Annotated in this window: 24 protein-coding genes; 19 read left to right on the forward strand and 5 right to left on the reverse strand. The window is 48.3% G+C overall.

The features are described 5' to 3' along the window. Positions 1 to 41 precede the first annotated feature (41 nt). Genes ASG02_RS02745 through ASG02_RS02755 form a run of 3 tightly spaced genes read left to right on the forward strand, consistent with a single transcriptional unit; the run spans position 42 to position 2,711 of the window. Positions 42 to 863, forward strand: coding sequence for a LysR family transcriptional regulator (locus ASG02_RS02745; protein WP_056060581.1), 822 nt, complete (start codon positions 42 to 44; stop codon positions 861 to 863). A 27-nt stretch (positions 864 to 890) separates the two neighbouring features. After that, the gene (locus ASG02_RS02750; RefSeq protein WP_056060584.1) at positions 891 to 2,075 is read left to right on the forward strand and encodes an RtcB family protein; all 1,185 of its coding nucleotides are present in this window, start codon (positions 891 to 893) and stop codon (positions 2,073 to 2,075) included. Between the two features lie 33 nt (positions 2,076 to 2,108). Next, positions 2,109 to 2,711, forward strand: coding sequence for a hypothetical protein (locus ASG02_RS02755; RefSeq protein ID WP_035408660.1), 603 nt, complete (start codon positions 2,109 to 2,111; stop codon positions 2,709 to 2,711). A gap of 33 nt (positions 2,712 to 2,744) precedes the next feature. Here the strand turns inward: ASG02_RS02755 and ASG02_RS02760 are convergent, their stop codons facing one another. Further along, positions 2,745 to 3,239 carry a hypothetical protein gene (locus ASG02_RS02760; protein ID WP_035408657.1) on the reverse strand — a complete coding sequence of 165 codons (495 nt, stop codon included), beginning with the start codon at positions 3,237 to 3,239 and terminating at the stop codon, positions 2,745 to 2,747. A 257-nt stretch (positions 3,240 to 3,496) separates the two neighbouring features. Here ASG02_RS02760 and acnA point away from each other — a divergent pair, with 257 nt between their 5' ends. From acnA to ASG02_RS02810, 10 genes are all read left to right on the forward strand, one after another. Continuing rightward, a complete protein-coding gene (gene acnA, locus ASG02_RS02765; RefSeq protein ID WP_056060587.1) occupies positions 3,497 to 6,223 on the forward strand; it encodes an aconitate hydratase AcnA in 2,727 nt (908 codons plus the stop codon). 57 nt (positions 6,224 to 6,280) lie between these two features. Further along, positions 6,281 to 6,745 (forward strand): DUF3939 domain-containing protein, encoded by a 465-nt coding sequence (locus ASG02_RS02770; RefSeq protein WP_035408653.1) that lies wholly within the window; start codon positions 6,281 to 6,283, stop codon positions 6,743 to 6,745. Between the two features lie 190 nt (positions 6,746 to 6,935). Further along, on the forward strand, positions 6,936 to 7,643 hold the full coding sequence (locus ASG02_RS02775) for a hypothetical protein (protein ID WP_035408650.1): 708 nt from the start codon (positions 6,936 to 6,938) through the stop codon (positions 7,641 to 7,643). Positions 7,644 to 7,719: 76 nt separating this feature from the next. Beyond that, positions 7,720 to 9,963, forward strand: a complete 2,244-nt coding sequence (locus ASG02_RS02780; RefSeq protein ID WP_035408647.1) for an AAA family ATPase — start codon at positions 7,720 to 7,722, stop codon at positions 9,961 to 9,963. 12 nt (positions 9,964 to 9,975) lie between these two features. Continuing rightward, positions 9,976 to 10,413 carry a thioesterase family protein gene (locus tag ASG02_RS02785; RefSeq protein WP_035408645.1) on the forward strand — a complete coding sequence of 146 codons (438 nt, stop codon included), beginning with the start codon at positions 9,976 to 9,978 and terminating at the stop codon, positions 10,411 to 10,413. 237 nt (positions 10,414 to 10,650) lie between these two features. After that, the gene (locus ASG02_RS02790; RefSeq protein ID WP_056060590.1) at positions 10,651 to 11,709 is read left to right on the forward strand and encodes a M15 family metallopeptidase; all 1,059 of its coding nucleotides are present in this window, start codon (positions 10,651 to 10,653) and stop codon (positions 11,707 to 11,709) included. Between the two features lie 17 nt (positions 11,710 to 11,726). Further along, entirely contained in the window at positions 11,727 to 12,341 is a 615-nt protein-coding gene (gene plsY, locus ASG02_RS02795) for a glycerol-3-phosphate 1-O-acyltransferase PlsY (protein ID WP_035408639.1), read from the forward strand. A gap of 192 nt (positions 12,342 to 12,533) precedes the next feature. Beyond that, positions 12,534 to 13,298: a DeoR/GlpR family DNA-binding transcription regulator gene (locus tag ASG02_RS02800; RefSeq protein ID WP_056060593.1), complete on the forward strand. Its 765-nt coding sequence runs from the start codon at positions 12,534 to 12,536 to the stop codon at positions 13,296 to 13,298. 25 nt (positions 13,299 to 13,323) lie between these two features. Next, positions 13,324 to 13,986, forward strand: a complete 663-nt coding sequence (locus ASG02_RS02805; protein WP_056060596.1) for a copper homeostasis protein CutC — start codon at positions 13,324 to 13,326, stop codon at positions 13,984 to 13,986. A gap of 185 nt (positions 13,987 to 14,171) precedes the next feature. Then, positions 14,172 to 14,801: a DUF975 family protein gene (locus ASG02_RS02810; RefSeq protein WP_035408632.1), complete on the forward strand. Its 630-nt coding sequence runs from the start codon at positions 14,172 to 14,174 to the stop codon at positions 14,799 to 14,801. A 52-nt stretch (positions 14,802 to 14,853) separates the two neighbouring features. Here ASG02_RS02810 and ASG02_RS02815 read toward each other — a convergent pair whose 3' ends face one another. Continuing rightward, entirely contained in the window at positions 14,854 to 15,735 is an 882-nt protein-coding gene (locus ASG02_RS02815) for an NAD(P)-dependent oxidoreductase (RefSeq protein ID WP_056060600.1), read from the reverse strand. Beyond that, complete coding sequence (locus ASG02_RS02820; RefSeq protein ID WP_056060602.1) at positions 15,732 to 17,477, reverse strand: ABC transporter ATP-binding protein; 1,746 nt, start codon at positions 17,475 to 17,477, stop codon at positions 15,732 to 15,734. Before ASG02_RS02820 ends, ASG02_RS02815 begins: the two co-directional genes overlap by 4 nt. 124 nt (positions 17,478 to 17,601) lie before the next feature. Between ASG02_RS02820 and ASG02_RS02825 the strand changes: the two genes are divergently transcribed. From ASG02_RS02825 to ASG02_RS02840, 4 genes are all read left to right on the forward strand, one after another. Beyond that, the gene (locus tag ASG02_RS02825; protein ID WP_035408624.1) at positions 17,602 to 18,033 is read left to right on the forward strand and encodes a YaiI/YqxD family protein; all 432 of its coding nucleotides are present in this window, start codon (positions 17,602 to 17,604) and stop codon (positions 18,031 to 18,033) included. An 83-nt stretch (positions 18,034 to 18,116) separates the two neighbouring features. Continuing rightward, positions 18,117 to 19,751 carry a cell wall metabolism sensor histidine kinase WalK gene (locus ASG02_RS02830; RefSeq protein WP_231496873.1) on the forward strand — a complete coding sequence of 545 codons (1,635 nt, stop codon included), beginning with the start codon at positions 18,117 to 18,119 and terminating at the stop codon, positions 19,749 to 19,751. Between the two features lie 32 nt (positions 19,752 to 19,783). Next, on the forward strand, positions 19,784 to 21,538 hold the full coding sequence (locus ASG02_RS02835; RefSeq protein WP_235513991.1) for an EAL domain-containing protein: 1,755 nt from the start codon (positions 19,784 to 19,786) through the stop codon (positions 21,536 to 21,538). A gap of 61 nt (positions 21,539 to 21,599) precedes the next feature. Beyond that, positions 21,600 to 21,869, forward strand: a complete 270-nt coding sequence (locus ASG02_RS02840; protein ID WP_035408622.1) for a hypothetical protein — start codon at positions 21,600 to 21,602, stop codon at positions 21,867 to 21,869. An 83-nt stretch (positions 21,870 to 21,952) separates the two neighbouring features. Here the strand turns inward: ASG02_RS02840 and ASG02_RS02845 are convergent, their stop codons facing one another. Then, entirely contained in the window at positions 21,953 to 22,918 is a 966-nt protein-coding gene (locus tag ASG02_RS02845) for a DUF4003 family protein (RefSeq protein ID WP_056060607.1), read from the reverse strand. Positions 22,919 to 22,972: 54 nt separating this feature from the next. Further along, the gene (locus tag ASG02_RS02850) at positions 22,973 to 23,488 is read right to left on the reverse strand and encodes a DUF1836 domain-containing protein (protein WP_035408615.1); all 516 of its coding nucleotides are present in this window, start codon (positions 23,486 to 23,488) and stop codon (positions 22,973 to 22,975) included. A 112-nt stretch (positions 23,489 to 23,600) separates the two neighbouring features. On the opposite strand from ASG02_RS02850, the gene ASG02_RS02855 reads away from it, so the two are divergent. Together ASG02_RS02855 and ASG02_RS02860 are read left to right on the forward strand one after the other, a co-directional pair. After that, positions 23,601 to 24,248, forward strand: coding sequence for a hemolysin III family protein (locus ASG02_RS02855; protein ID WP_035408614.1), 648 nt, complete (start codon positions 23,601 to 23,603; stop codon positions 24,246 to 24,248). Between the two features lie 120 nt (positions 24,249 to 24,368). Further along, entirely contained in the window at positions 24,369 to 26,093 is a 1,725-nt protein-coding gene (locus tag ASG02_RS02860; RefSeq protein WP_056060609.1) for a M3 family oligoendopeptidase, read from the forward strand. Positions 26,094 to 26,113 lie beyond the last annotated feature (20 nt).

Raw genomic sequence — 26,113 nt, forward strand, 5'->3', positions numbered from 1 at the left:
TATATCTTTATACATGAAAACATATGAAAGAGATGATGAGTATGGATTTACGTCAGTACCGCTATTTTTGTGCGGTCGTCGAGGAACAATCTGTCACACGAGCAGCGGAGCGCTTAAGAATGGCACAACCTGCCTTGACGCAACAAATCCGACGAATGGAAGAAGAGTTAAGCGTTCGTCTGATCGAGCGGGCAGGGCGCGGAATCCGGATCACACCAAGCGGCAACCGCTTATATGAAAGGGCGGTTTCATTGCTACAGTTTGAGCAGGAGACACGAATGGAATTAAGCGACATCGAAGCCGGACGAACAGGAATTTTGCGGATTGGTGTCAACACGTTATCAGCCAGTCGGCTTGTTGACTGGATCGAACAGATGAAACGACTACATCCTGGTATTATCTTACAAGTCCACCAAGGAGAATCGAGTGCGCTCATCGAACGGTTAAAAGAGCGGTCGCTTGATGCAGCGTTGGTCCGTTTGCCGATTGATGCGCAAGGCGTCTCGATTGAATGGATGGAGGAAGAGCCGTTTCATCAAGTCTGGCATCCTGATCATCCGACAGCGGATCTCATCATTCCAAGTCAGGAAGGACTTGGTGTCTTTCAGACATTAAGTCAACGGCTCGGTGTCGTATCGCAAGAGACGTGTTCTGACGTCTTGACGCTGATTGGACTCGTCCGAAAGGGGAAGGCTGTGACTGTATTGCCGGAGAGTACGTTGCGGGAACTGGATATGGCAGGACTGCATCAGACATACCTGTCAGGTGCCGCGAGTACGACAGCCTTTGTCTGGTTGACGGAGACGGGACCGACGACACTGACGAAACAATTCATTGAAATCATGCAAGAAACAGCAAAATAATTAAATGGATAAGAAAGGAACAATCGAATGAAAACGATTCAAGGCACATATGGGGAAGCAAAGATTTTCACGGACAACGTCGACGAACTGACGATTAAGCAAGTAACAGCCATGTTGGAGGAACAATTTGCGACAGATAGTCGCGTTCGGATCATGCCGGATTGTCACGCTGGAAAAGGGTCCGTCATCGGAACGACGATGCATGTGACGGACGAGGTCGTACCGAATCTCGTCGGTGTCGATATCGGTTGCGGCATGTTATGTACACGACTTGCTGGACAGGGACCAATCGACTTTGCAGAGCTTGACGCAACGATCCAGCATCTCATTCCAAGTGGCATGTCGGTGCGTCAGCAAGCCCATCCATTGTCAGAACAGGTACCGTTTGATCAAGTACTTGCACCGTTCAACGAGACACGGGCACGGTTGTCGATCGGGACGCTCGGTGGAGGGAATCATTTCATCGAACTGAACCAGGATGCAGCAGGACAGCGCTATCTCGTGATTCATTCCGGCAGTCGCAACCTTGGGAAGACGATTGCTGAACATTATCAGGCAGAAGCCGAGACGGCACGCTTCCAATTTGATGCGGGTCAAATCATTGAGGAATTAAAGCAGCAGGGGCGCGAATCGGATATTCAGGCGACCTTGCAGCAATTGAAGGAAAAACGATCTACGTTTAACAAAGATTTAGCATCTGTTTCCGGAGAAACGATGGAGCGTTACCTCCATGATCTTAAGATAGCCCAACGATACGCAGCATTAAACCGTCAAGCGATGACCGAAGTCATTTTCGAGGCGATGGGATGGACGGTAGAGGATCAGTTCGATACGATCCACAACTACATTGATCTTGATGCGATGATTTTAAGAAAAGGTGCCATCTCTGCGAAAGCCGGCGAGCGGGCAATCATTCCGATGAACATGCGCGATGGCTCCTTGATCGTCGTCGGAAAAGGAAACCCTGATTGGAATTATTCCGCGCCACACGGAGCAGGACGCATCATGTCACGATCTAAAGCGTTCAAAACAGTTGAACTCGATGCATTCGAAAAGACGATGACCGATGTCTGGTCAAGTTCTGTCGTCGCGTCGACGCGTGACGAGTCGCCTTTCGTCTATAAACCGATGGACGAAATCATTCGCAATACGAAAGAAACGGTCGATGTCGTCGAGATCATTAAACCGCTATACAACTTTAAGGCAAAGTGATATCAGGGTGTTTTCAAAAGGGGAGGATAGTGTATGCGCTATAAGCGAAACATGGCGATCCTATTTTCGAGTGTATTTTTAAGTGTAGGATGTACGGATGAGGCGGTCACGACGGAACAGAAAAAAGTAGAAGTCAAAACTACTACTCATACGAATCAGAAGACAAAACATCCCATCTTACATCCTGTTCAGTATGAAAAGCTGTTCAAGTATATGGATGAACACCTGAAGATGGATCAATTTCAGTTGCAGGCAAGTACGATAGGTTCAGATTTCACGGCTGTAGATCGATCATTGAGTTTTGGGAAGAGACGTTGGTTAACCGTTGACGGAACGATAGACACACCGTCGACACAAGAGACACTTTATTTTGAAAATCAAAAACAAGATACGCGGTTAGCGATCCATTTTACTTATACAGATCGATACATAGGCAATGACGTGATGCAGTATCAATCAAGTGATGGCTACAAAGGGCTTAATCAAAAGCTATCGAATCAGTCTGATCTTATCATCATCAGCTACAAAAACATCCTCATATCCGTGCAACAAAATGCTTTATATAAAGTCGATCCTGACACGACGCAGGAGGCAGCAAAACAGGTGATTCACGAATTAAAAAACGCTCCCGTTTAAAACGAGAACGTAAAGATGACAACTTTGATTTGATTAGACGGCACCATCCGGCAATGTCTCACCTGTCCGGCGAATCGTCGCTCCGAGTTCAGCGGCAATCGCATTGACGGCTTCTGAATCTTCGTTGACTTCACTGATCAAGATGACACCGTAATGATTGGGATTGATCTGATTCAGTGTCCGGTTAAACAAATCAAACGAATCTCGTTCGTTTTTTTCATCCCGATTCGCACCAATCAAGTAGCCAGCGACGGAACCGACGAGCATCCCGAACGGACCACCGATGACGCCGATTGCCATGCCGATCAATGAACCCTTGAACGATTGATCCTGTTGCGTGAAGTCGATCGCATCGATGAAAGAGAACCCCTCTGCTTCGTCGCGTTTTGCGAGAACCATCTGGTCCATGTCGATTTCCTTGATCGCTTCGAGGTCTTTGATCATCGCGAAGCCTGTTTGCGCTTTTTCTAAATCATTGAAAATAATCGTCGTAATGACGTGCGTTGCATCGCTTTTATATTTCGCCATAATAAACGCCTCCACAAGAATCGGATATCATACTACACTTTTTAAGTACCCTGAACATTCTAAATGGAAACGCATGACTGGAAATATGGCAAGAACAGGACAACAGAATAATTTTCTAATATCGGCAATAAGTAAAACTTATCGAAAGTCTTTTGTTCTTTCAAATTGTAACGGAATCCATATTATACTATGATAGAACTGTACAAGTAAGCGGTATCAGGGGCTTGATGTCGTGAACACTTAAAGGGGGAATCACCATGAAGCAAACAGATGTGTCGCAAGATGTCTTTGGCGCACGCCGTTCGTTTGAAGCAAACGGTAAGAATTATCAGTACTACAGTCTTGAAAAATTGGAAGAACTCGGATTGACGGAAGTCAAACGCCTTCCATATTCGATTCGTGTCCTACTCGAGTCAGTACTTCGTCAACAAGATGGTCGTTCGATCACACGTGAACACGTCGAGAACTTGGCGAAATGGGGAACAGCTCAAGTTTCGAATGATGTCGACGTTCCGTTCAAACCGTCACGCGTCATCCTTCAAGACTTCACAGGTGTTCCAACGGTCGTTGACCTCGCATCACTTCGTAAAGCGATGCAAGATCTCGGCGGAGACCCATCGGTCATCAACCCAGAAGTACCAGTAGACCTCGTCGTTGACCACTCGGTTCAAGTCGATGCCTACGGTTTTGCTGGTGCACTTGCAGAAAACATGGATCTCGAATTCGAGCGTAACGAAGAGCGTTACAAATTGCTTCGCTGGGCAACGTCAGCATTTGACAACTACCGTGCCGTACCACCAGCAACAGGAATCGTTCACCAAGTCAACCTCGAGTACTTGGCATCTGTCGTCCTTGAAAAGGAAACAGCAGACGGTACAGTTGATGTCTATCCGGACACACTCGTCGGAACAGACTCACACACGACGATGATCAACGGTCTCGGCGTCCTCGGTTGGGGAGTCGGTGGGATTGAAGCGGAAGCGGGCATGCTCGGACAGCCGTCATTCTTCCCAGTACCTGAAGTCATCGGTGTTCGTATTACAGGTGAGATGCACCCAGGAACGACAGCAACAGACGTTGCCCTTCGTGTAACGGAAATGCTCCGTCAAGAGAACGTCGTTGGTAAATTCGTCGAGTTCTTCGGTCCATCACTCCACTTAATGTCACTTTCTGACCGGGCAACAATCGCAAACATGGCGCCAGAATACGGTGCAACATGTGGATTCTTCCCAGTTGATACAGAGACATTGACGTACCTTCGTTTGACAGGTCGCGATGAAGCATTGATCGAAAAAGTCGAGAACTATTCGAAAGCAAACGGTTTGTTCTACACGCCACAAAACGAAGATCCAACATTCACGAAAACGGTCGAACTCGATCTTTCAACGATCGTTCCTGCCCTTGCTGGACCAAAACGTCCACAAGACCGGATCGATTTGACGGATGTCCATACATCATTCAAAAAAGCGTTGACGGCTCCACAAGGAAACGCTGGATTCGGCTTAGCGGAAGAAGAAGCGAACAAAGTCGCTGTCGTTCAGTTCGAAGACGAAGCGGTTGAGATGCGTACGGGTGATGTGGCGATTGCTGCAATCACGAGCTGTACGAACACATCAAACCCATACGTCATGATTGGTGCGGGACTCGTCGCGAAAAAAGCGATCGAACTCGGTCTTTCAGTTCCGAAATACGTCAAAACATCGCTTGCGCCAGGATCGAAGGTCGTTACGGATTACCTCGAGAAATCAGGACTCCAAACGTATCTCGACGAACTCGGCTTCAACACGGTCGGTTACGGCTGTACGACATGTATCGGTAACTCGGGTCCACTTGACCGCGCTGTTGAAGATGCGATCCTCGGTTCAGACTTGCTCGTTTCGTCTGTCCTCTCAGGAAACCGTAACTTCGAAGGTCGTGTCCACCCGCTCGTCAAAGCGAACTACTTGGCTTCACCGCCACTCGTCGTCGCGTATGCACTTGCAGGAACAGTCGACGTCGATATCATGAACGCGTCACTCGGGACAGGCAAAGACGGACAAGAAGTCTTCTTCGCTGACATCTGGCCTTCACGTGATGAGATCCAAACGATCATCAACACGGTCGTCACACCAGAAAGCTTCCGTGCAGAATACGATTCAGTCTTCACAGGAAACGAACGCTGGAACAACCTTGACGTGCCAACAGGCGATCAGTATGACTTCGACGGTGAGTCGACATATATTCAAAACCCACCATTCTTCGAGAACTTGGCGAAGGAAGCGGGTCAAGTCGAAGCACTCAACGGACTCCGTGTCTTCGGTAAGTTCGCTGATTCAGTCACGACGGACCACATCTCACCAGCTGGTTCATTCTCGAAAACGACACCAGCCGGTCAATACCTCGTCAACGAAGGGGTTGCACCAAAAGACTTCAACTCGTACGGTTCACGTCGTGGTAACCACGAAATCATGATGCGCGGAACGTTCGCGAACATCCGCATCCGTAACCAAGTAGCACCAGGTACAGAAGGTGGCTTCACGACGTACTGGCCAACAGGCGAAACGATGGCGATGTACGATGCTGCGATGAAGTACAAAGAAGATGGTACAGGTCTCGTCATCCTCGCTGGTAAAGACTACGGTATGGGTTCTTCACGTGACTGGGCAGCAAAAGGAACGAACTTACTCGGCGTCAAAGCCGTCATCGCGGAGAGCTTCGAGCGGATTCACCGTTCAAACCTCGTCATGATGGGTGTTCTTCCACTTCAATACGTGGCAGGCACAACAGCTGAAACACTTGGTCTAACAGGGGAAGAAGCGATCAGTATCGCAATCGATGAGTCTGTTCGTCCACGTGACATCGTTAAAGTCACGGCAACAGCGGCAGATGGAAAAGTCACTGAATTCGAAGCGATTGCTCGTTTCGACTCAGAAGTCGACATCGATTACTATCGTCACGGCGGGATCTTACCAATGGTCCTTCGTGAGCGTCTCCAACAAGCATAAGTTGTCTAATCAAAGGTGGGGGAAACCCCACCTTTTTTTGACGAGAGGAGGAATTCGATGAATCGATTCAAGAAGTGGTTTCAACCGAAGGAAGACCGACCGTTGCCGATGCGTGACGTGACGCTTGATGAAGTCAAACAAGCGACGCATGCGTTTGAATCTGAACTACCGAAAGGGACGAATCGGACAGTGCTTCTGGATAATGAGCAGCGGATCGACCTGAAACAGCTGGAGCCGTATTTGAAAGCACGCTCGACACAAGTGTTTTACATGTCGCGTGAGACATTCACCATCATGGAAGCAAAAGACCGGGAACTCGTCTATGAGATGGATCATGTCCAGGTTGCTGTCGATCGCTATTTTGACCGGGTGAAAAAACTTCCTTTAAAACCGTATAGCAAAACGTTTCAAGTCGACTGTGCGATGTTGTTTCAGGATGGTTATTTACGTGAAATGCCACATCATAGTTATTACTTGGTCGATGAGTCGATGATCGTCTCGCTGACGCCGAAGGAAGCGTAAACGTAATCAAGGGTGGACCGAATTCATTCGGTTCGCCTTTTTCTGTCGTCCTGAACGTTTTCTGATTTGTTCAAAAGTCTGACGAATTTACTCAGAAATCGTGAAATCTTGGACAAACCCTTTGTATTTCCCCTTTAAAACCGATACGATGATAGGGAATAGAGACTTGAGCTAGGAAGGTGTACATGGCATGACGAAACGAACGAGCACGTGGATTGCAGTAGCAATCGTGGCAATGGCGATCCTCCTTGCCTACAATTTTTATCTCTTGAACAAGACGCAGACCGCAAGCGATGAAAAAGCCGCAACGGTCAAACCGTTTTATACGATGACACGCATTCAATATGTCGAGAAGAAACTCGCAACGAAAAAAGATGAGCTCGAAGCCCGGACATATGAAGTCGTGTTTGACGACAAAGGGCATTTTCGGACAGAAGTCGTAGACGGACCGTCAAAAGGATCGCTTGCGATCTGGAACGGCACAATGTTCCGTGAGTATGATGCGACAGGGAAGTTAGTCAATGAGACGAAAGCAGGCAAAAGCGTCAGTGCGCCGCGTCCATTCCTCTCTCGTGGATTCAATGAACAGATTCTCGCCTTCATTAAAAAAGGGGACTTTGGACAAGTCGAGGGAGAAGCAGACATTGCAGGGATGGCTGCGGACGTTTACGTGAAAAAAGAACCATCGAGCACGGTTCCTGAAGAATGGATCAAACAGTATCCATCGATCTTCGATAAAGAAAACAACCAGGAACAAGCGACGTATTATATCGCATCTGACCGTTCGAAAGTCCTCGGTGCCGAATCACGCAATAATGGTAAATTGTTCTACTCTGTCAAGATGAAGAGTTTTGAGACAATTGATACGTTCGATAAGGAATGGCTAAAAGCAAAATAAACAAGAAACGACCGGCGATGACGCTACGAAACGGTAGCGGACAAAGTCGGTTTTTTCGAGACGCAGGAGGTTCAACATGGAAGCATTCTCGAAAGAGGAGATGTTCAATCAAATCAAGGCGTGGGAAGAGGGCGCGAAAGTTGAGGAGGTGCTTGCGCTACGTTATGCCCAAAGTAGTCGGCTACTTGGAGAAACGGAAGCACTCGTCCGTATCTTAGCGTTACTTGTCGAGCATCGCTATATCATGACAGGACGACTGGACGCCTTAGCTGAGAGCTGGATGCAAGAAATCCGTCAGCATGGTCGCTTGCCAGCACGTCTTGAGCAGTTATTAACGGAGCAACAACTACAAAGTACGTATCAGCGTCTCGTCGCGCATACGTTCCCGACGATTCGTGAGACGGACAATGCAAACGCGAAACGATCTGCGACAAAGGAACTGATTCTCCAAGCGAGCCAAATCGTCGAGGAGACGGATCAAATCGTCGAACTGACAGAACGACTTCGTCGGCTAGATGCCGAACGCTGGACGGAACTGTTCGATGCTGGAACGGCATTGCTACGTTCGAGTGCAACGCTCGAGCAGACGGCGCAGACATTCGTCGATAGCTTACAAGAACGCTTCTATTCCCGAGAAGCGTTCCGTGAGATGACGGAATTGAAGGCGACGACGATTCAGGATCTTAAGCGTGTCGTTGCCTTACTTCCCGTCGAAAGCAAACAAGTTGAACGATCAGCACTCGAGGAACTCGACGCGATGATTGGTCTCGAAGACATTAAACAACGGGTCCACCACATGTATCGTTTTTTGAAGTACCAACAAAAACGGTCGGAAGACGGCTATCGTTCAAGTGATCAACCATCGCTACACATGATCTTCATGGGGAACCCGGGGACCGGGAAAACGACGCTTGCCCGTTTGATGGCGAAGATCTACCATGAACTTGGACTACTCGAACGACCAGAAGTCGTCGAGACGGATCGTTCGTCGCTCGTCGGTGCCTTCGTCGGACAAACGGAAGAACAAGTCATGAGCAAAGTCCGGGAAGCTGTCGGAGGTGTACTCTTCATCGATGAAGCCTACGCCTTAAAGCGTGCCGGACAAAGTGGGAACGACTATGGGCAGGCAGCGATCGATACGCTCGTCGCTGCGATGACGAGTGGGGAATATGCGGGACGGTTTGCAGTCGTCCTCGCTGGTTATCCGGAAGAGATGCGTGATTTCCTGAAGGCAAATCCCGGACTACGAAGCCGTTTCCCGGAATCGAATCATTATCTGCTTGCAGACTATACGGATCAAGAGCTGCTCGCGATCGGACGCTCGATTGCGACGGCAAATGATTACGTCTTGACGGAACAAGCAGAGCGGGCGTTGCTCGGTCGGCTCGAGCGGGAGCGCGTCGACGCGAGTTTCGGAAACGGACGGGCGGTTCGCAATATCGTGCTTGATGCGATCTTCAAGAAGGGAGCAAGCCTTGGAGAGAGTGCCAGTCACGAAGACTTTGCCTTACTCGAACAAGAAGATTTCGAGATGGTGCAAGAACCGGACGCGACGGTGGAAGAACGGATCGCTTCGCTCGTCGGATTGTCTGATTTAAAGGATGAATTGAAACAGATCGAAGCCTTATTATCAATGCAAAAACGCCGTCGTGAAGCCGGTTATAAGGTATTACCGGTCGAACTGCATGCGGTCTTTAGCGGCAATAGTGGAACCGGTAAGACGACTGTCGCTCAGCTTTATGCCGATGTGTTACGACAATGCGGCTATTTAAAACGCGGACACTTGAAAGTCGTCAGCCGAGCTGACCTCGTCTCCGGATATGTCGGACAGACCGCGCAAAAGACACGCGACGCGATTCGAGACGCGCTGGGTGGTGTCTTATTCATTGATGAAGCCTATGCGTTAAACGGTGGAGCAAATGACTTTGGGAAGGAAGCCATCGATACGCTTGTGGATGAGATGACGAAACATCAAGACAATCTCGTTGTTGTTCTTGCTGGTTACGAGCAACAAATGAACGCCTTGCTCGCGAGTAATCCGGGATTGAAGTCGCGCTTCAAGCGGTCGTTCCACTTCCCCAATTATTCGCCAGACGAGTTGATTCAAATCATTGAAGGATATGCGGCACGATTCGGATATGAGCTGACGGAGGACGCGCGACAGACGCTTACCGAGAAAATCGATGTCGTTCCGAACGGAAACGCACGGGCGGCGATCACGATTGTCGAACAGGCGATCGCGAAACAATCGATGCGATTAATTGACAAAGTTAGCTTATCCGGTTCAGAATGGTCCTATCTTGAAAAAGAGGATTTTTAAGGGGGAAGCTACATGCATACGATTGAAATACCTGTTCGGTACGCCGAGACGGACATGATGGGCATCGTCTATCATTCGAACTATCTCGTCTATCTGGAACTGGCACGGACAGAATTAATCCAGTCCTTGGGTCTTAATTACAAGGAGATGGAAGATGCGGGTTATGTCTCCCCGGTTACGAATGTCAATCTCGATTATAAGCGCTCGTTGACGTACGGTGATACGGCGGTCGTCACGGTCTGGATTGATCATTACGATGGCTTACGGACGATTTATGGTTATACCGTCAAGCATCCAGACGGAAAACTTGCGGTATCGGCAAAGACGACACATGTCGTCGTCAAGAAGGAAAACTTCCGACCGATTCGTTTGCCGAAGGTGTTCCCAAACTGGCACGACATCTACGAGAAGATGAGTGAGACGGACGCAGCACTCTTAACGGAAGCGTGAAGATGTACAACAATAGCGGGATCGATTTTATTGAATCGGTTCCGCTTTTTTTATTTGCACCCTGAACAGTAAAATTTAGCACTTGGTACTAACGACCGATGACAAAGTCAGAATCATTTGCGAAAATAAAGAAGCTGAAGTAAGGTAGGGTCTTAGTCCATCTGTTGGAAGTAGGCTCGACGGATGGAACAATTAGCGGTAACATAGAGAAGCATAAAAAGAAGAGGGGTCTTACTCATGAAAAAAATCGTAACCGTTAGTACGTTAGCGCTTCTCCTTGCAGGATGTAATCCTGGAGATCAACAAGCGGACGATACGACGAAAACTGAACAGAAATCAGATGAGACAACACAATCAAAAGACGAAACGAAAAAAGAAGACACAGCAAAAGACACGAACAAAGAAGAAACAAACAAAACAGACAAAACAGATGAAACAACGAAAGACGATACGTCAGAAGATGCAAAACAAGAAGACAAGTCATCTGAAGACAAATCATCCGATGAGACGACACAAGAGGACCAAGGATCTTCGGATGAGGCAACGAAGGATGAAATAGAAAAGAAAGATGATACACCTGCAGCAGAGAACAAAACAGAAGACAAAAAGGACGAATCGACGGATAAACCGGATAGTTCGTCTCAGGATCCAGAGCAGGAAAAACCATCGAAACCAGAAGATGAGACGCCAGACGTCGATAAATCAGCAGATGCCAAAGCCGATCTTTCGCTTGGAATGCTCGTCGTTGTCAACAAGAAGTATAGCTTGCCAATCGACTACAAGCCGTCGGATCTCGTCGTTCCAAACGTCAGCTTCTCCTATTCGGGTGTACTTGAACAAAGCTACATGCGAGCGCCAGCTGCGAAACAGATGGAAAAGATGTTCGCTGCTGCTAAAAAAGAAGGCGTGACATTGAACGCTGTTAGCGGATTCCGTTCCGGCGCACGTCAAAAAGTATTGTATAATAATTATGTCGCACGTGACGGCAAGGCAGCTGCTGATCAATATTCAGCACGCCCTGGTCACAGTGAACACCAGACCGGTCTCACTTTTGATATTTCGGCACCAAGTGTAGGTAATGGATTAACAGCCGCTCTTGGTGATACGAAAGAAGGAAAATGGATCGCGAATAACGCAGCGAAGTTCGGCTTCATCGTTCGTTACGACCGTGGTTTCCAGTCGCGGACGGGTTATACGTATGAGCCATGGCACATTCGTTATGTCGGAGTCGATGTCGCGACACAAATTAAAAATAACGGACAGACTCTTGAGGAATATATGAAAGTCGGTCACTAAGAGGTTGGAGGTTGACTATGATTGAAATCATAGGGATTTTGGTTCTTGGCTATCTGCTTGGTTCGATTCCGTTCGCATTACTTGTCGGGAAATGGGGACACGGAATCGATATTCGTCAACAAGGTAGCGGGAATCTCGGAACGACGAATACGTTCCGTGTCTTGGGGAAAAAGGCAGGAATCATCGTCTTGATCGGTGATCTTGGAAAAGGAGCCGTCGCGAGCCTTGTTCCGATCTTGATGGGCGCAGATGTGCATCCGCTGTTTGCTGGATTAGCGGCTGTCGTCGGTCATATCTATCCGATTTTCGCAAAGTTCAAGGGCGGAAAGGCAGTCGCGACGTCTGGTGGGATGTTGCTCGTGACGAGTCCGATTCTCTTCATCTTTCTGCTCGTATCCTTTTTGACGACACTTCGCCTGAGCCGGATGGTCTCGCTCAGTTCGATCGTCGCAGCAAGTGTCGGGATTGTCGTGTCGATTACGATCGGCGTCTTGACGAACGATTGGATCGTTCCGACCTTCTTTACGGTTCTTGCGTTGTTCGTCATCTTCAAGCACCGTGATAACATCCAACGGATTCGCCAAGGAACAGAGTCTAAGATTCCACTCTTTGCAAAGAAATCATCTGAATGAACGACTAATGACGCGTCTGCATCTCACTCATTGAGAGGCAGGCGCGTCTTTCGTTTGATGAAAGAGTCGGATAACGGACGAATTCAACGACATTTCATAGGAACTACACGTTTATTTACATCGGATTTACAAGACCTTTACAGACGTTCGCTACACTAGAACTAGAACTGGTCTGTAAAGGGGGAAGCGCACGTGTCGTTATTAGGAGAAGAGCGGAAATCACGCATCATGGAATGGCTGGAAGAGGAAGGGAAAGTCATGACGAAGGATTTGATCGAACGTCTCGATGTCTCGGGAGAAACGGTACGACGCTACTTAGAGGAGTTGGAACGCGAACGTCAATTGAAGCGTGTCTATGGCGGTGCTATCTATCAAGGAGGAAAACGGGAGACGCCGATCTCACGGCGAACGGATCAGCTGTCCCGCCGTTTAGCGCGCTATGCGAAAGGGTGGCTCAGTGACTATTCCTGTATCTTTCTCGGACGGGGAGAACCGGTCGAGCATTTGTTACCTTATTTAACGGGAAACGCGACGATTGTCACGAATTCACTGATCGTCGCTAGTCACTTGGAGCAGTGCCGTAAGACGGGACCGTTCACTGGGGAAATTCGATTGTTAGGCGGAACAGTCGATGCATACGGACAGACGGTCGGGGTCGAGGTATTGCAAGCGCTGGATGCCTATGCTTTTGATGCCTGTTTCCTATCGTTTGATGGTGCTGAGATTGAGCGAGGCTTCGTCAGTGATGATATCGAATCGTCACTTATCCAAAAAGCGGTCATTAGTTGCACAAAAGATGTCTACGCCTTCTTAGCCAATGACGAGTTCCAAGGAAACCGAAAATATAAAGTGGCAGAGTTCCGGCGCGCGAAAATCGTCCTCAGTCCAGCTTCCTATCCGCCATCATGGGAGATGAAACTGTTCAACGAACGCGTGAACTGGATGGTCGTCTCATGATACACTGATGCGGGAGGGATGTATCATGTTAGAAATCATCGCATCGACCGTAGAAGAAGCGGTCGCAGCAGAACAAGCCGGAGCGGACCGGATTGAGCTCGTTTCCGCATTATCCGAAGGGGGATTGACGCCGAGCTACGGACTGATCCGTCAAGTCGTCTCGACGGTCGAGATTCCGGTTCACGTCCTCGTGCGACCACATAGTAAGTCGTTCGTCTATTCGAAATCAGATGAGGAGACAATCATCACGGATATTGACTTGATCCGTGAACTCGGTGCAGCCGGGATCGTCGTCGGCTCATTGACAGCAGACGGTCGTGTCGACGAAGGTTTCCTCGGTCGCATCATCAAACATAAAGGGGAACTGTCATTGACGTTCCACCGAGCAATCGACAGTAGTCGTGATATTTTTGAAGCGGCAGAAGTACTCGCTGATTTTCCGGAAGTCGACCGGATCTTGACGTCAGGTGGTCAAGCGACGGCACTAGAAGGTAAAGAGACAATCGCACGTTTGATTGCAGACTATCCGGACTTGATCATCTTACCAGGATCCGGCATCACACTTGAAAATGCAGAGGCACTTCTTGAAGCAACGAAGGCGTCCGAACTGCATGTAGGATCGGCGGTCTTACAAGACGGTGCCATTCAAAAAGAACGCGTTGAGGCGTTGACACGACTCCTAGGATGATCATCGAGTGAATCAATCCATTTTTCTGATCTGTTGAGATGAGGGAAATGGATTTTTTCATGCGCTCGTGACGACTTTTCGACGATTCGCTTCAAGCAGATGAAAAGCAGAGTGGGAGAACTAGGTTTTTCAAAGGAACTGGGCTAAAATCAAAAGTGGAAATAGTGGATATAAAGGAGTACGACATGAACCCTAAACAATTGAAACAAGCTGCTCTTGGTACGTTAAAAGGACAATGGTTGGTCGGATTAAGCATCTCGATCATCTACTTCCTTATTTTTGCGCTCGCTGCAAGCCGGATGTCATTTGATCAAGATGACATTGATAGTATGGTTCGATTCATCGCACTGAACATGGTCGTCACGATCGTCCTGGCTCCAGTGACAGTTGGTCGAACGATTGCTTACTTACGTTTCACCCGCGGGGAGTCTGCCGGAATCGGAACACTGTTCGAAGGGTTCTCTTCGTTTCGACGTGCCTTCCGGACAATTGCCGCATATGCGATCGTAACGGTATTGGTCTATGTTGGATCATTTTTGATCTTACCGGCACTATACTTTTACCTAGCATATCGTCTCGTTCCGTATATTTTAGTCGATCGACCGGAATTATCGTTTTGGCAAGTACTTGGTGAAAGCCGCCGGATGATGAAAGGGCATAAGCGTGAACTGATCATGCTTTACTTGAGTTTCATCGGCTGGGGGATCCTCGCACTACTCAGTACAGTGGGTGTCATCTTCTTGACGCCATACTTCGATACGACGATGGCACACTTCTATGAACGCTTGAAACCAACACGTTCCGTTAAGGGATGAACGTAAAAAAGCCTGTACATTACGTCAGTAGACGTAGCGTAGAGGCTTTTGCTTATTCCACCGAAGCGCGTGAACGCTCAGCAAGCAATAGATAAAGCGCTTGTGTACCGGAATCGGCGTGACCCAGCTCAGCAAGTTGTTCGTATAAGTCTTTCGTGAGTGCGAGACCAGGTGTCGCGACACCCATCTCAGCGCCGCGTTCGAGGGCAAGACGCATATCCTTGATGAAGTGTTTGACGAAGAAACCAGGTGAGTAGTTTTCGGCGATGACGCGCGGAATCAAGTTTTCAAGACTCCAGCTACCGGCAGAACCAGATTTGATCGTCTCGATGAACTGTGTCGGATCGATTCCGGATCGTGTGACGAACAACAACATCTCCGCTGTTCCAATCATCGATCCGGCGATTGCGATTTGGTTCGCGAGCTTCGCCGATTGCCCTTTACCAGGACCACCGAAGAGTGAAATCGATTTCCCCATCGCCTCGAATAATGGCTTCGCTTGTGCGAAAGCCGCTTCTTCACCACCGACGAGAATCGCGAGTGTTCCGTTCTTCGCACCGAGATCACCGCCCGTGACAGGTGCGTCAAGTGCCTGAAGACCGCGTGCTGTCGCTTCCTGCGCGATTCGTTCAGCAAGAGCCGGACTAGACGTCGTCATATCAATCAGAATCGTTCCTGGTGTCGCATGATCGAGTATGCCGTCTTCGAAGTAGATCTGCTCGACGTCTTGCGGATAACCGACGATCGAGATGACGACGTCGACATCCGTGACGACATCTTGAATCGTATCGACGATTTCGACACCATCTGCTTCAAGGACGAGTCCTTTCTCTTTCGTGCGATTGTATCCTTTGACTGTAAAACCTGCCTTACGCAGATTACGGACCATGCCTTGTCCCATGACACCTAATCCGATGAAACCGACTGTCTTCATACGTGATTCCCCCTTGCACGTTCCGTGCCGATGAATTGTTGCGTTACGAGCTTATTATACAATGGATTGTCGACGACAAGTCGATCATGTGTCCCGATACCTGAAATCTGACCATCTTCAAGAACGATGATTTGATCGGCATGACGGACCGTCGCGAGACGATGGGCGATGACAAACGTTGTCCGTCCGACCATTAATCGCTCGAGTGCTTCTTGAACGACACGTTCCGACTCGGAGTCGAGACTGGATGTCGCTTCGTCAAGCAACAGAATTTCCGGATCACGGAGGAGTGCACGTGCAATCGCAATTCGTTGGCGTTGACCACCAGATAGTTTGACACCCCGTTCTCCAATCTCAGTCGCATAACCTTCCGGGAATCGTTCGATAAACGTATCGGCATTCGCCATCCGTGCAGCCGCACGGATTTTGTCTTCACTGATGTCATCTGTCAGACCGTAGACGAGATTGTCACGAATCGTTCCTGATAAGACGGGGGAATCCTGCGCGACATATCCGATTGCCTGTCGCCAAGACGATAACGTCAAATCAGAAATGGGTTGATCTCCGAGACGGATTTGTCCTGACGTCGGTTGATAAAATCGCTCAAGTAACGCAAATAATGTCGTTTTACCGGAGCCACTCGGACCGACGATTGCTGTCGTCTTGCCGCGTGGTAACGTAAAGCTGACATTCTGTAAGATCGACGTCTCATTGTATCCAAATGACAGGTGTTCGACCGTCACGTCCGTAAACGGACGTGATGCTACAAGCGTTCCAGGTGCTTCCGGTGATTCATCGAGAAGCTCGATGATTCGCTCTGTCGCACCGCGTGCTTTCTGTAACTTCGTGATGAATTCAGTCATCGTCACGAGCGGTGTCATGATTTGGAACAAATAGAGCGAAAAGGCGACGAGTTCACCCGCCGTGATCTGGTTCGTCGCAACGCGGTAGGCACCAAAACCGATGATCAAGATCAGCATCGTCGTTAGAGTGACGTTAAAGATCGGCAACAAGAGGGCTTGAATTCGTCCTTCCTTCACACCATATCCGTATAAGTTCTCAATCCGCGTTTTTCCTCGTCCCAGCTCATAGTCTTCTGTTGCTTGTGATTTGACGAGTCGGACCTCACCGAGCATCTCGGCAAAAAAACCGGATAATCCTGCAAGTTCCTTCTGAGTCTCACGAGAAATCTTGTGTAATTTGCGGACGAGCGGAATGATGATCAACAAGGTCACGGGGACAGCGATGACCATGACGAGCGTCATTTGCCAATCGAGGAAGAACAGGATCGTGATTGCTCCGATGATTGAGACGAGTGACGTCAGCAAACGGACGAGTTGTTCCGATAGCAATTGCTGAAGTGTCGTTGCGTCACTATTGAGTCGTGAGACGAGCTCACCGGATTTTGTCTCATCATAGAACGGAATCGATAGCGTCAATAGATGCTTCCATAGAAGCGTTCGTAAATTGGCGACGATCCGTTGACCGACGATCTGTAACCAATAGATCGATAAAGCGTTCGCGACGACTTGGACGAGGAAAACGATCACAAATAGACTGATCAATTGTGGTGTCAGTCGATCGACAGTAAAACCATCAATCAACGTCTTTAAGAACCAAGGAATGGCGAGCGCAGCCAGCGCTTGGATGACGGAGACGGAAACGGCGGCAGATAATAAACCGACCGGTGGTTTCGTTTTTTTCAATAACAGGTAAAAAGATTGGAACGTCGCAGCGTTCATTTCAACACATCCTCTCTTTTCTATTGTCCGGAAGAACGAAGAGACGGTCAAATGGGAAGCGCGACTTGACAAAAAATCTTTCGATTTGTGACACTGATAGTGGAAACAATAAGGGAGGATTCAAATGTCTATTTTCGTAGATGCGGACGGATGTCCCGTTGTCGATCTTGTCATTCGACACCGACAGGGACGTGACGTCTTTTTAGTTTGTGATACGGCACACCAGATGATCCGAGAAGGAGCGACGACGATTACCGTCGGACAAGGACCAGATGCCGTCGACTATGCGATCGTCAATCGGATGAAACGTGGCGATCTCGTTGTGACCCAGGATTTTGGTCTGGCAGCACTCGTCTTAGCGCGAGGGGGATTCGCAATTGATCAAAATGGTCGCCAGTTCACGAACGATAATATCGATTTATTGCTCCACACTCGCCATGTCGGACAACAAATCCGACGAGCAGGCGGGCGTACGAAGGGACCGAAAAAACGGACGCGTGATGCGGACCGTTCCTTTGAAGAATCATTTCGTACATTAGTGCAAACCAGCATGTAAGGAAGACAGTGCTGGAACTGTTGATACGGTACGGACCGTGATATAATTTGAAGCATGAATGAATTCAGAAAGGAGGATACACGTTGAAACGAATTTTACGAGACCACTCGAAGGATCGCCCTTACCGATTGCGCCAAGGAACGGTTCCGGCATCAACTGAGGCACGATTCACATCACTCGATCAACGTGAAATCAATCGATTACAACAGAATTTACGAAACGTCGAAGTGAAATTGAAGCAACGCAATGAAATCATGGAAGCGTTGGCGACACAAAATGTTGAAGCAGCCTGTGAGACTGTCTTGATGATCTTGTTGCAACTGCTCGAGGTAGAAGAAGGAGCTATCCTCTTGTACCGGCGGGAGCAGTTAAATCATTTCGTCGCACAAGGGATCGACGATATGGAGCTGATCGAAAAAGATCTCGATCAATATTCGGTCTTGCGTCGCGCATTCGTCATGCGTAAATCGGTCCAATTGCCACTCGGCGACCAGTTCGAGTCAGCAATTCCCGTGCAGTCTCCAAGCAACGGACAAGTCGTCGGACTGCTATACATCCGCCATGCCTTCGCCCAGTTCAATTTAGAACAAGTCGGGGATTTACTTGATCTATCACGAAAACTTGGGATGACGCTTGAACGCCATCTCCTGTTCCATCAAATGGAGCATGAAAAAATCAAGACGTATCAGCTACTTGATTCGATTCGGGAAGCTGTCCTATATATCGAGAGTAGCGGGGAGCAGATTTATGCGAACCAAGCCTTATTGAACATGTTTCCACCAAAGCTCGTCAATCAGGCGCAAGGGTTCCGTCACGCGTATGAACGGGCGACGTCGCTGTTTGAACATGTCGATCAGCCGGAAGCACTTCATGATTACATCGGTCAACTGATGAACGGGGATATTCCGGGAGAAACGATCGAGTTATCGGCATTCAGGGGGAACTTGTTGCTCAGTGCCTATGCTGAACGGATTGCGATTGCGAACGTTGAATGGGGGATGATGCTTGTCTTACGTGACGTGACGAAAGACAAGGAGCTCGACCTTAAGCAGGCAGAGTTCGTCTCGATCGTTTCGCACGAGTTGCGGACACCGCTTTCTTCGATCATGGGCTTCACGGAGTTATTGATGAAACGAGAAGTCGATCCAAAGCGGCAGAAACGCTATTTGCAGACGATTCATTCAGAAACCGTTCGATTGGCGGAATTGATCAATGACATCTTGGAAATTCAAAAAGGGGAAGACTCGACACACGGAACACAAAAAGAATTACTTGATTTAAAACAATTGATGTTCGAGATGAAGCCGATGTTCGATCTTGCGAGTCGCGCACATCGCATCAGTGTCCAATTTAGTCCGGGATCCTATACGATTTCAGCCAGCAGTGAGAAGATGAAACAACTGTTTACGAACTTGATCATGAACGCGATTAAATATTCGCCCGAAGGCGGCGCGATTCGGATCAAAGGATCAAATCAGTCAGATCAATTACGAATTGAGATTTCAGATGAAGGGCTTGGTATTCCAGAAAAAGCGCTCCCTTACATCTTTGATAAGTTTTACCGAGCAGATAACTCGGATACGCGCAAAATTGGCGGAACGGGCTTAGGACTCGCGATTTGTCGGATGATCGTCCTCGATCATGGCGGAGCAATCTCCGTCCAATCGACGGAAGGGGAAGGCAGTACCTTCATCATTCAACTTCCGATCGGCGTATGACCGACGACAGACTCAGAAAGGAGGAAGACACGGTGAATAACTCACATATTCGTTATGAAGCATTACATCCACTCGTTGAGGAAATTCTTGAAAAGCTGAGTGAACGAATTGGCGTCAATACGTTATTTTTTGCATTGAACGACTCATACAGCAACTTTGTCGTCAAGGCAATCAATCAAGAACGTCAGTTGATCGAAGAAGGCTCGACCCATGTCTTCCAACATGTCCTCTGTAAGCTGGTCGTCGATGAGATGGACGGGAAGGTCTCGATCAATGAATTGCTCAACGATCCATTGACCGTCAATCATCCGGTCACGAAAGCTCTTGGGAACGGTAGCTTTTTAGGAGTAGCGATCAAAAATGCGGAAAATGAAAAAATCGGGACATTATGTGCCTTTGATGATCAACCATTCGACTTCAAGGAGCAGGATATCGCACTCGTCGAGCGGTATGCGGATATTATTAGTAAATCGATCAACGTCGAAACGTATGTCATCAAGGATGCGCTAACAGATGTCTATAACGAACGATACATGAATCGACTGATCTCGAGTGTGACGATTCATCCTGCTTTCTTAATGGTGTTGAACCTCGACCGTTTCCATGCGATTAATGCGACGCATGGGTACCGGGCAGGGAACGAAGTGCTACGCGAAATCGCGAATCGGCTGAAATATGTTCCTTTACCGAATCATGTCGTCGGTCGAATGGATGGGAATGAATTCGTCGTCTTAGCAGCACTTGAACAGGAACAGGAATTCGAACAATATGCGGAAGATTACGCTCGCATCGTCACGGAAGCGATTGAGCAACCGATCGTTGGTGTTGCAGCCGAACCGATTCAGGTGACGGCATCATCTGGCGTCAGTCTTCTGACCGGTGATATGGCAAGTCGCCAGACACAAATCTACGCAGCAGAAGCCTTGATGCAACAAGTCAAACACGAGGGGAAACAGCGAACCTCATTTGTTAATCCAAATCGGAATGCGGAACAGCATCCATTTGCATCAGTTCTTGAATCAGAGCTTTCGCATGCACTAGAACGGGGACAATTCGAGCTCTACTATCAATGGATCGTTGATGCGAAACAAGAACGCTACGTCGCGGTCGAAGCGCTTCTACGCTGGAATCATCCTGTGCTTGGGTTCGTCAGTCCGACGGATTTTATTCCGATTGCCGAGAAGATGGAGATTTTCCCAGACATCGGTCGATTTACGATCTGTCAGGCGATCCTGGATCAACGGCGCTTGGAGGAGACATTTGGACGTAAGATTTCCGTCGCCGTCAATCTATCGGCAAGTCAGTTCGAGTCGGATCAACTCTTTTCAGAATTACTGAGACTGACAGAAGAATCGTATTTCCCGGGCGAACGACTCATTCTTGAAATCCGGGAGGAAGTATTGCAGACGCGTCGTCGTTTTGCAATCAAACGTTTGGAGCAGCTGCGCCAAGCAGGCTACCGTCTGACGGTCGATCATTTCGGTAGTCACTACGCGTCACTTAATTCGTTATTGCGTTTACCAGTCCAAGCAGTCAAGCTCGATCCAATCTTTACACGTCGACTCGTGCAAAATCAGTTAGAGCGTTCGATGATTCGCTCTGTTCATTCCTTGACGTCGACGTTAAACATCGCGCTCGTGATTCAGGAAGTCGAGACCGCGTCGCAATTGCAACAGATTCAAGTGTTGGATGAGCAACTTTATATGCAAGGCTACGAGGTCCATCACCCTCAGCCGATTGAACAATTACTCATCGAGGACATCGTTCGAGGGCGTGCTGAGGTTTAACCGTTCTTCAGTCGGGAATACATTAAAATGTGGAACAAGTACATTTTAAGGGGGATGCCAAATGGCTGATCAACATGATAAAGAGACGGACCCGATTACTTCAGGAAACCGGATGACGAAGGATGAGATTGCCGGACGTGACCCGCAAGACAATACGGAGGTTCCGGAAAAATCGAAGGATGAAAAAGAAACGAAGCATCAAGATCAAGAAGCTGAGAAAACAGAACGACCAGATGACGAAGCTTCAAGTGAAGAGGCACCCGATTTGTCGCATGCTTCTGATGAAGATGGCGATGTCGAGCCATCCGATGAAGAGAACCAACAAGGTTAAAAATGACTAAAATAAAGGGCAATCGATGTCCGGCAGAAATGCCACACGTCGATTGCCCTTTTTAATGTATTATTTTTAAACGGTTACTCGCCACTCCCACCGCCATCACTTCCACCATCGAATCCACCGTCAATTCCGCCATCTGTCGCATGTGACGTATCGGTCAAATCAACAGGGAAGAGCAAGAGCGGAGTCGCATCGGCGCTATCCGGCGGAAGAATCGAAGATGGGAAGAGTTGTTGCAGGATCGTTTGTTGACTCAAGTATAATCGGATCGCCGTCAAATAGACCAAGTCCCTCCGGTACTTAAAACGTAAATCGGAGCGTAACGTCTCTGCCATCTGTTGGAGTGCCGAAGCATGGATGTTGGGGTCGCCGAGTAGTGCAAGCATTCCGTGGAATGACAGCGGGACATGATGCTTACGATGTAATTTACGGGACGACTCCAATTGCGCGATATAACGATCCCAATCGTCCTCTGGTAATAAAGAGAATAACAAGGCGACGATATACGTCTGTTGAGCGCGACCGAAACGTCGTTTCAGTCGTTGATAGACTGCTTCAATACGCGAAGCGAGTTCGTCTAAATCACCGCGTGTCGCAGCATGAAAATAGACGAAGGAGGTCAACAGCGGTGATACGATGAAACGATGCTGTTTTTTAAGAAGAGTGTATAACTGAACGGTCCGCTCGAGTACCATGTCTTGTGGAGAAATACGACTAATGAACAGCGCAGTGGAGTAGGCATTCAGGGGATGCGACAAACGATGGGATTTAAAATAGCCGTGAAGCGACATCATCTCGGCGATGCGGCTCGGTGCATGAGCGTCAAAAGCATGGATTTTTGAAGCGAGCAGCAAAGCCTGCGTAGTTTGCGTGCGCAATCGTGTCGTTAAATCGTCTGCTGTCTCAAGTAACGTGCTTGCGGATACCTGCTCCGTTCCGATCGTCCGGTCAAATGCCAATTCGATGAGAATACCGTCCTGATACGTTCTGAATTCTGGTGCGATATGATCCAGTTGTCGCAAGAAAGTCGTCGCCATCTCCATGACTGTTCCTCCTCTGTTTTTTCTTATAGTGTATCACGCAGTGAAAGCGTTATCTTATTTTTTTAGTTGGGTATCGATCAATTGTTCCGCTGCACGCCGGTACAGATTACTCATATGAGCCAGCGCTAAAATCTGTTCCAGTGGATCGGTCGTCGAGGCGGTAAGAGCATCTTGTTCGGTGATGAAACGGGCTGTATTTCGTTCTGTCAGTTCAAGGTAAGTGCGATAAAAGTCTTCCAGATCGAGTTGATTCTGTTCGATGCCTTCGTTCAAGGGCGTTAGGATCGTCTTGATATCGTTAATCGAAAACGAACTTTTCAACTGATAAATCAAGCTAATTAAAATCAAATGCTCCTTCGTATACTTTTTATTCGTAACCGGAAAAAATAATTTTTTTTTGGCATAATTGTTGATCATCGTCTTCGTCAGGATTGTCTCATCCGCATTCCGCGTCGTTTCCTCGAATGTTCGCTCAAACAGTTGGATGACTTGATCCATATAAAGATCAATGTTCGGGATATCTGCGAGCTGTAATTGACGATCATGTCTCGTGTCGTCAGAACGTGTCATAAAAAAACCTCCAAAATCGTTAAAATAGGACTTTCTACTTCTTCATCATATGATAGAATATGTATATAACGCCATGTAGTATTCAAAACTACATATCAGGGGAGGAACAAAAGTGAAAGCTTATATGAGAGAACCGATTAATGGATTAACACATTTGGGAGGGGCTGTCTTTGCTTTTGTCGGATTACTCGCACTCGTCATTAAAGCATCGTTAGAACGCGGAGCATCACTCGCCATCGTCGCAGCGATTATTTTTGGGGTCAGCATGATGGCACTCTATGCTGTTTCGGCAACGTATCATATGGTCCTTGCGAGCGACCGGGCGATTGCGATCTGGCGACGATTGGATCACTCGATGATTTATTTGTTGATTGCCGGTTCCTACGCGCCGTTTTGTCTTGTCAGTCTGAATGGTCCGACGGGTTGGGTCTTGTTTAGCATCGTCATGTTGATTGCTGTTTCCGGAATTACCTTCAAATTAGTCTGGTTCAACAGTCCACGCTGGTTATCGACGACGCTCTACATCGGAATGGGCTGGATCATGGTGTTTGCGATCACACCACTCGCGCAAGTCTTATCACCGCTCGGCATCGGTCTATTGTTCCTTGGTGGTATCTTCTATACGATCGGTGGCATCATCTATGGATTCAAGCCGCGTGTCTTATCGTTTAAACATCTCGGATTCCATGAAATCTTCCACATCTTCGTACTACTCGGTAGTCTAGCGCATTTCCTATGTGTCTACTTCTTCGTGTTATGATGATGTCCTCCTTTAGTCAATGACTGAAGGAGTTTTTTTGTATCTATATGGAAAATACAGGAGAAGTCGAGTGTCCCCACGAATGAAAGAACGGAAAGATCACGAAGAGGGGGAAATCACATGCAACACACACGATGGCAATTAGAAACACTCTATATGATTGATGACGTCAAAGCAGGCATCGCTTCCATACAAACAGCATTGTCGAATCGGCCGATTGATGTGGCAGAACAGGTCGAGCGTTATCAGCAAGTCGCGCGCGACGTCGAGGAATGGAGCGACTTCATTTATTGCCTGTACGCTGAAGATGTCACGCGTGTTGAAGTCCATCCATTGCTTGAAGAGATCGAAGTCGTCCAAGCGATGGTACGCAGTGAAGTGGCAGCACTCGATACAAAGATCGCAGCACTGTCTCAAGAAGAGTGGGAAGCGCTCGTTACGGATTCACCGTACGCCTTTTTCTTAAACGAACGCCGTGACATCCAGTCCCGTCGTGCACCACTGATTCAAGAACAATTGTTACAGGATCTCGGTGTGGATGGATTCCAGGGCTGGGGACAACTCTACAATCAGCGCTTCATGGCGTTACGGGTCGACTTGAACGGAAAGCAGGTCACGATCGGTCAAGGATTGCATGAAGCGATGTTCGCGCCTGATCGTTCGGCTCGTCTAGCGGCAGCAATTGCAGTTGACGCCGCTTGTGCCAAAGAGGCTGACTTGTTTGCGACGATCTTGAACCGGATCTCCGGCTTCAGATTGCAATCCTACAAGATGCGGAACTGGGAGCAACCATTGACAGAGTTGCTTGAGCAGAACCGGATTTCAGAAGCGAGCTTAAAAGCGATGATCGAAGCACTCGATCAGCACCGAGACCTCTTTCACGCCTATTATGCCCGCAAGATTGCCCAGGCAGAGCAGGTGACGGGAGAATGGCATGATTTTGAGACGAATACGTATCGTTCCGCGCGGCATGTTCCGTTTGAGACGGCACAGGCAATCGTAAGCAAACAATTCAAACAGTTGAATCCAAAGCTCGGTGCTTTTGCTGAAAACGTGTTTAACGAGGGATGGGTCGATGCGGAGAATCGTCCCGGAAAAGCGGAAGGCGGATTCTGCGCTGCCTTTCCGATTGCAAAAGAGAGCCGGATTTTCATGACGTACCGTGACAGTTATCCAGACGTCGCGACACTTGCTCATGAATTCGGTCATGCCTATCATAATTATGTTCTGCAAGATGAACCGTATTTAAACCAAGTCAAAGGAACGAGTATCGCGGAGACGGCTTCAACATTCATGGAGAATCTCGTCCTCGATGCTGCGATCAAAGAGACGACGGAGCGCGAGGAAGTACTTGCTCTTCTAGAGGTCAAGATTCGAGAGGGGCTGAAATATGCCAGCATCGTTCCCGGAATGTTCCGTTTCGAGCAACGTTTTTATGCGGAACGTCAGCATGGTACGATCAATGCTGAAAGGTTGAGTGAACTCTTACAAGAGGAAGAGCGCTTAGCCTATGGTCCAGTGCTGCCTGAACCAGCGCGCTACAAATGGATGTACATCAGTCATCTGTTTAATCCGAACCTTGCGTTCTACAACATTCCGTATACGATCGGTTATCTGCTTAGCAATAGTCTTTATCAGACGGTTCAAGCGGATCCGAGTCAATTTTCGACAGTTTTTGATGCCGTCATGCACGATTCCGGTCAAGCGACGATCGATGAAATCGTTAAACGTCACCTCGACGCCGATCCAACATCTATCGCGTTTTGGGTCGAAGCTCAGCAACCGCTCGTCCAGGCGATTGAGCAGTATCTGTCGTTAACGGAATCCTCTCTCTCCGTCGATTGAAGACGAATCGAAACGGGAAC

Source organism: Exiguobacterium sp. Leaf196, assembly GCF_001423965.1.
In the GTDB taxonomy this organism is placed as follows: Bacteria; Bacillota; Bacilli; order Exiguobacteriales; family Exiguobacteriaceae; genus Exiguobacterium_A.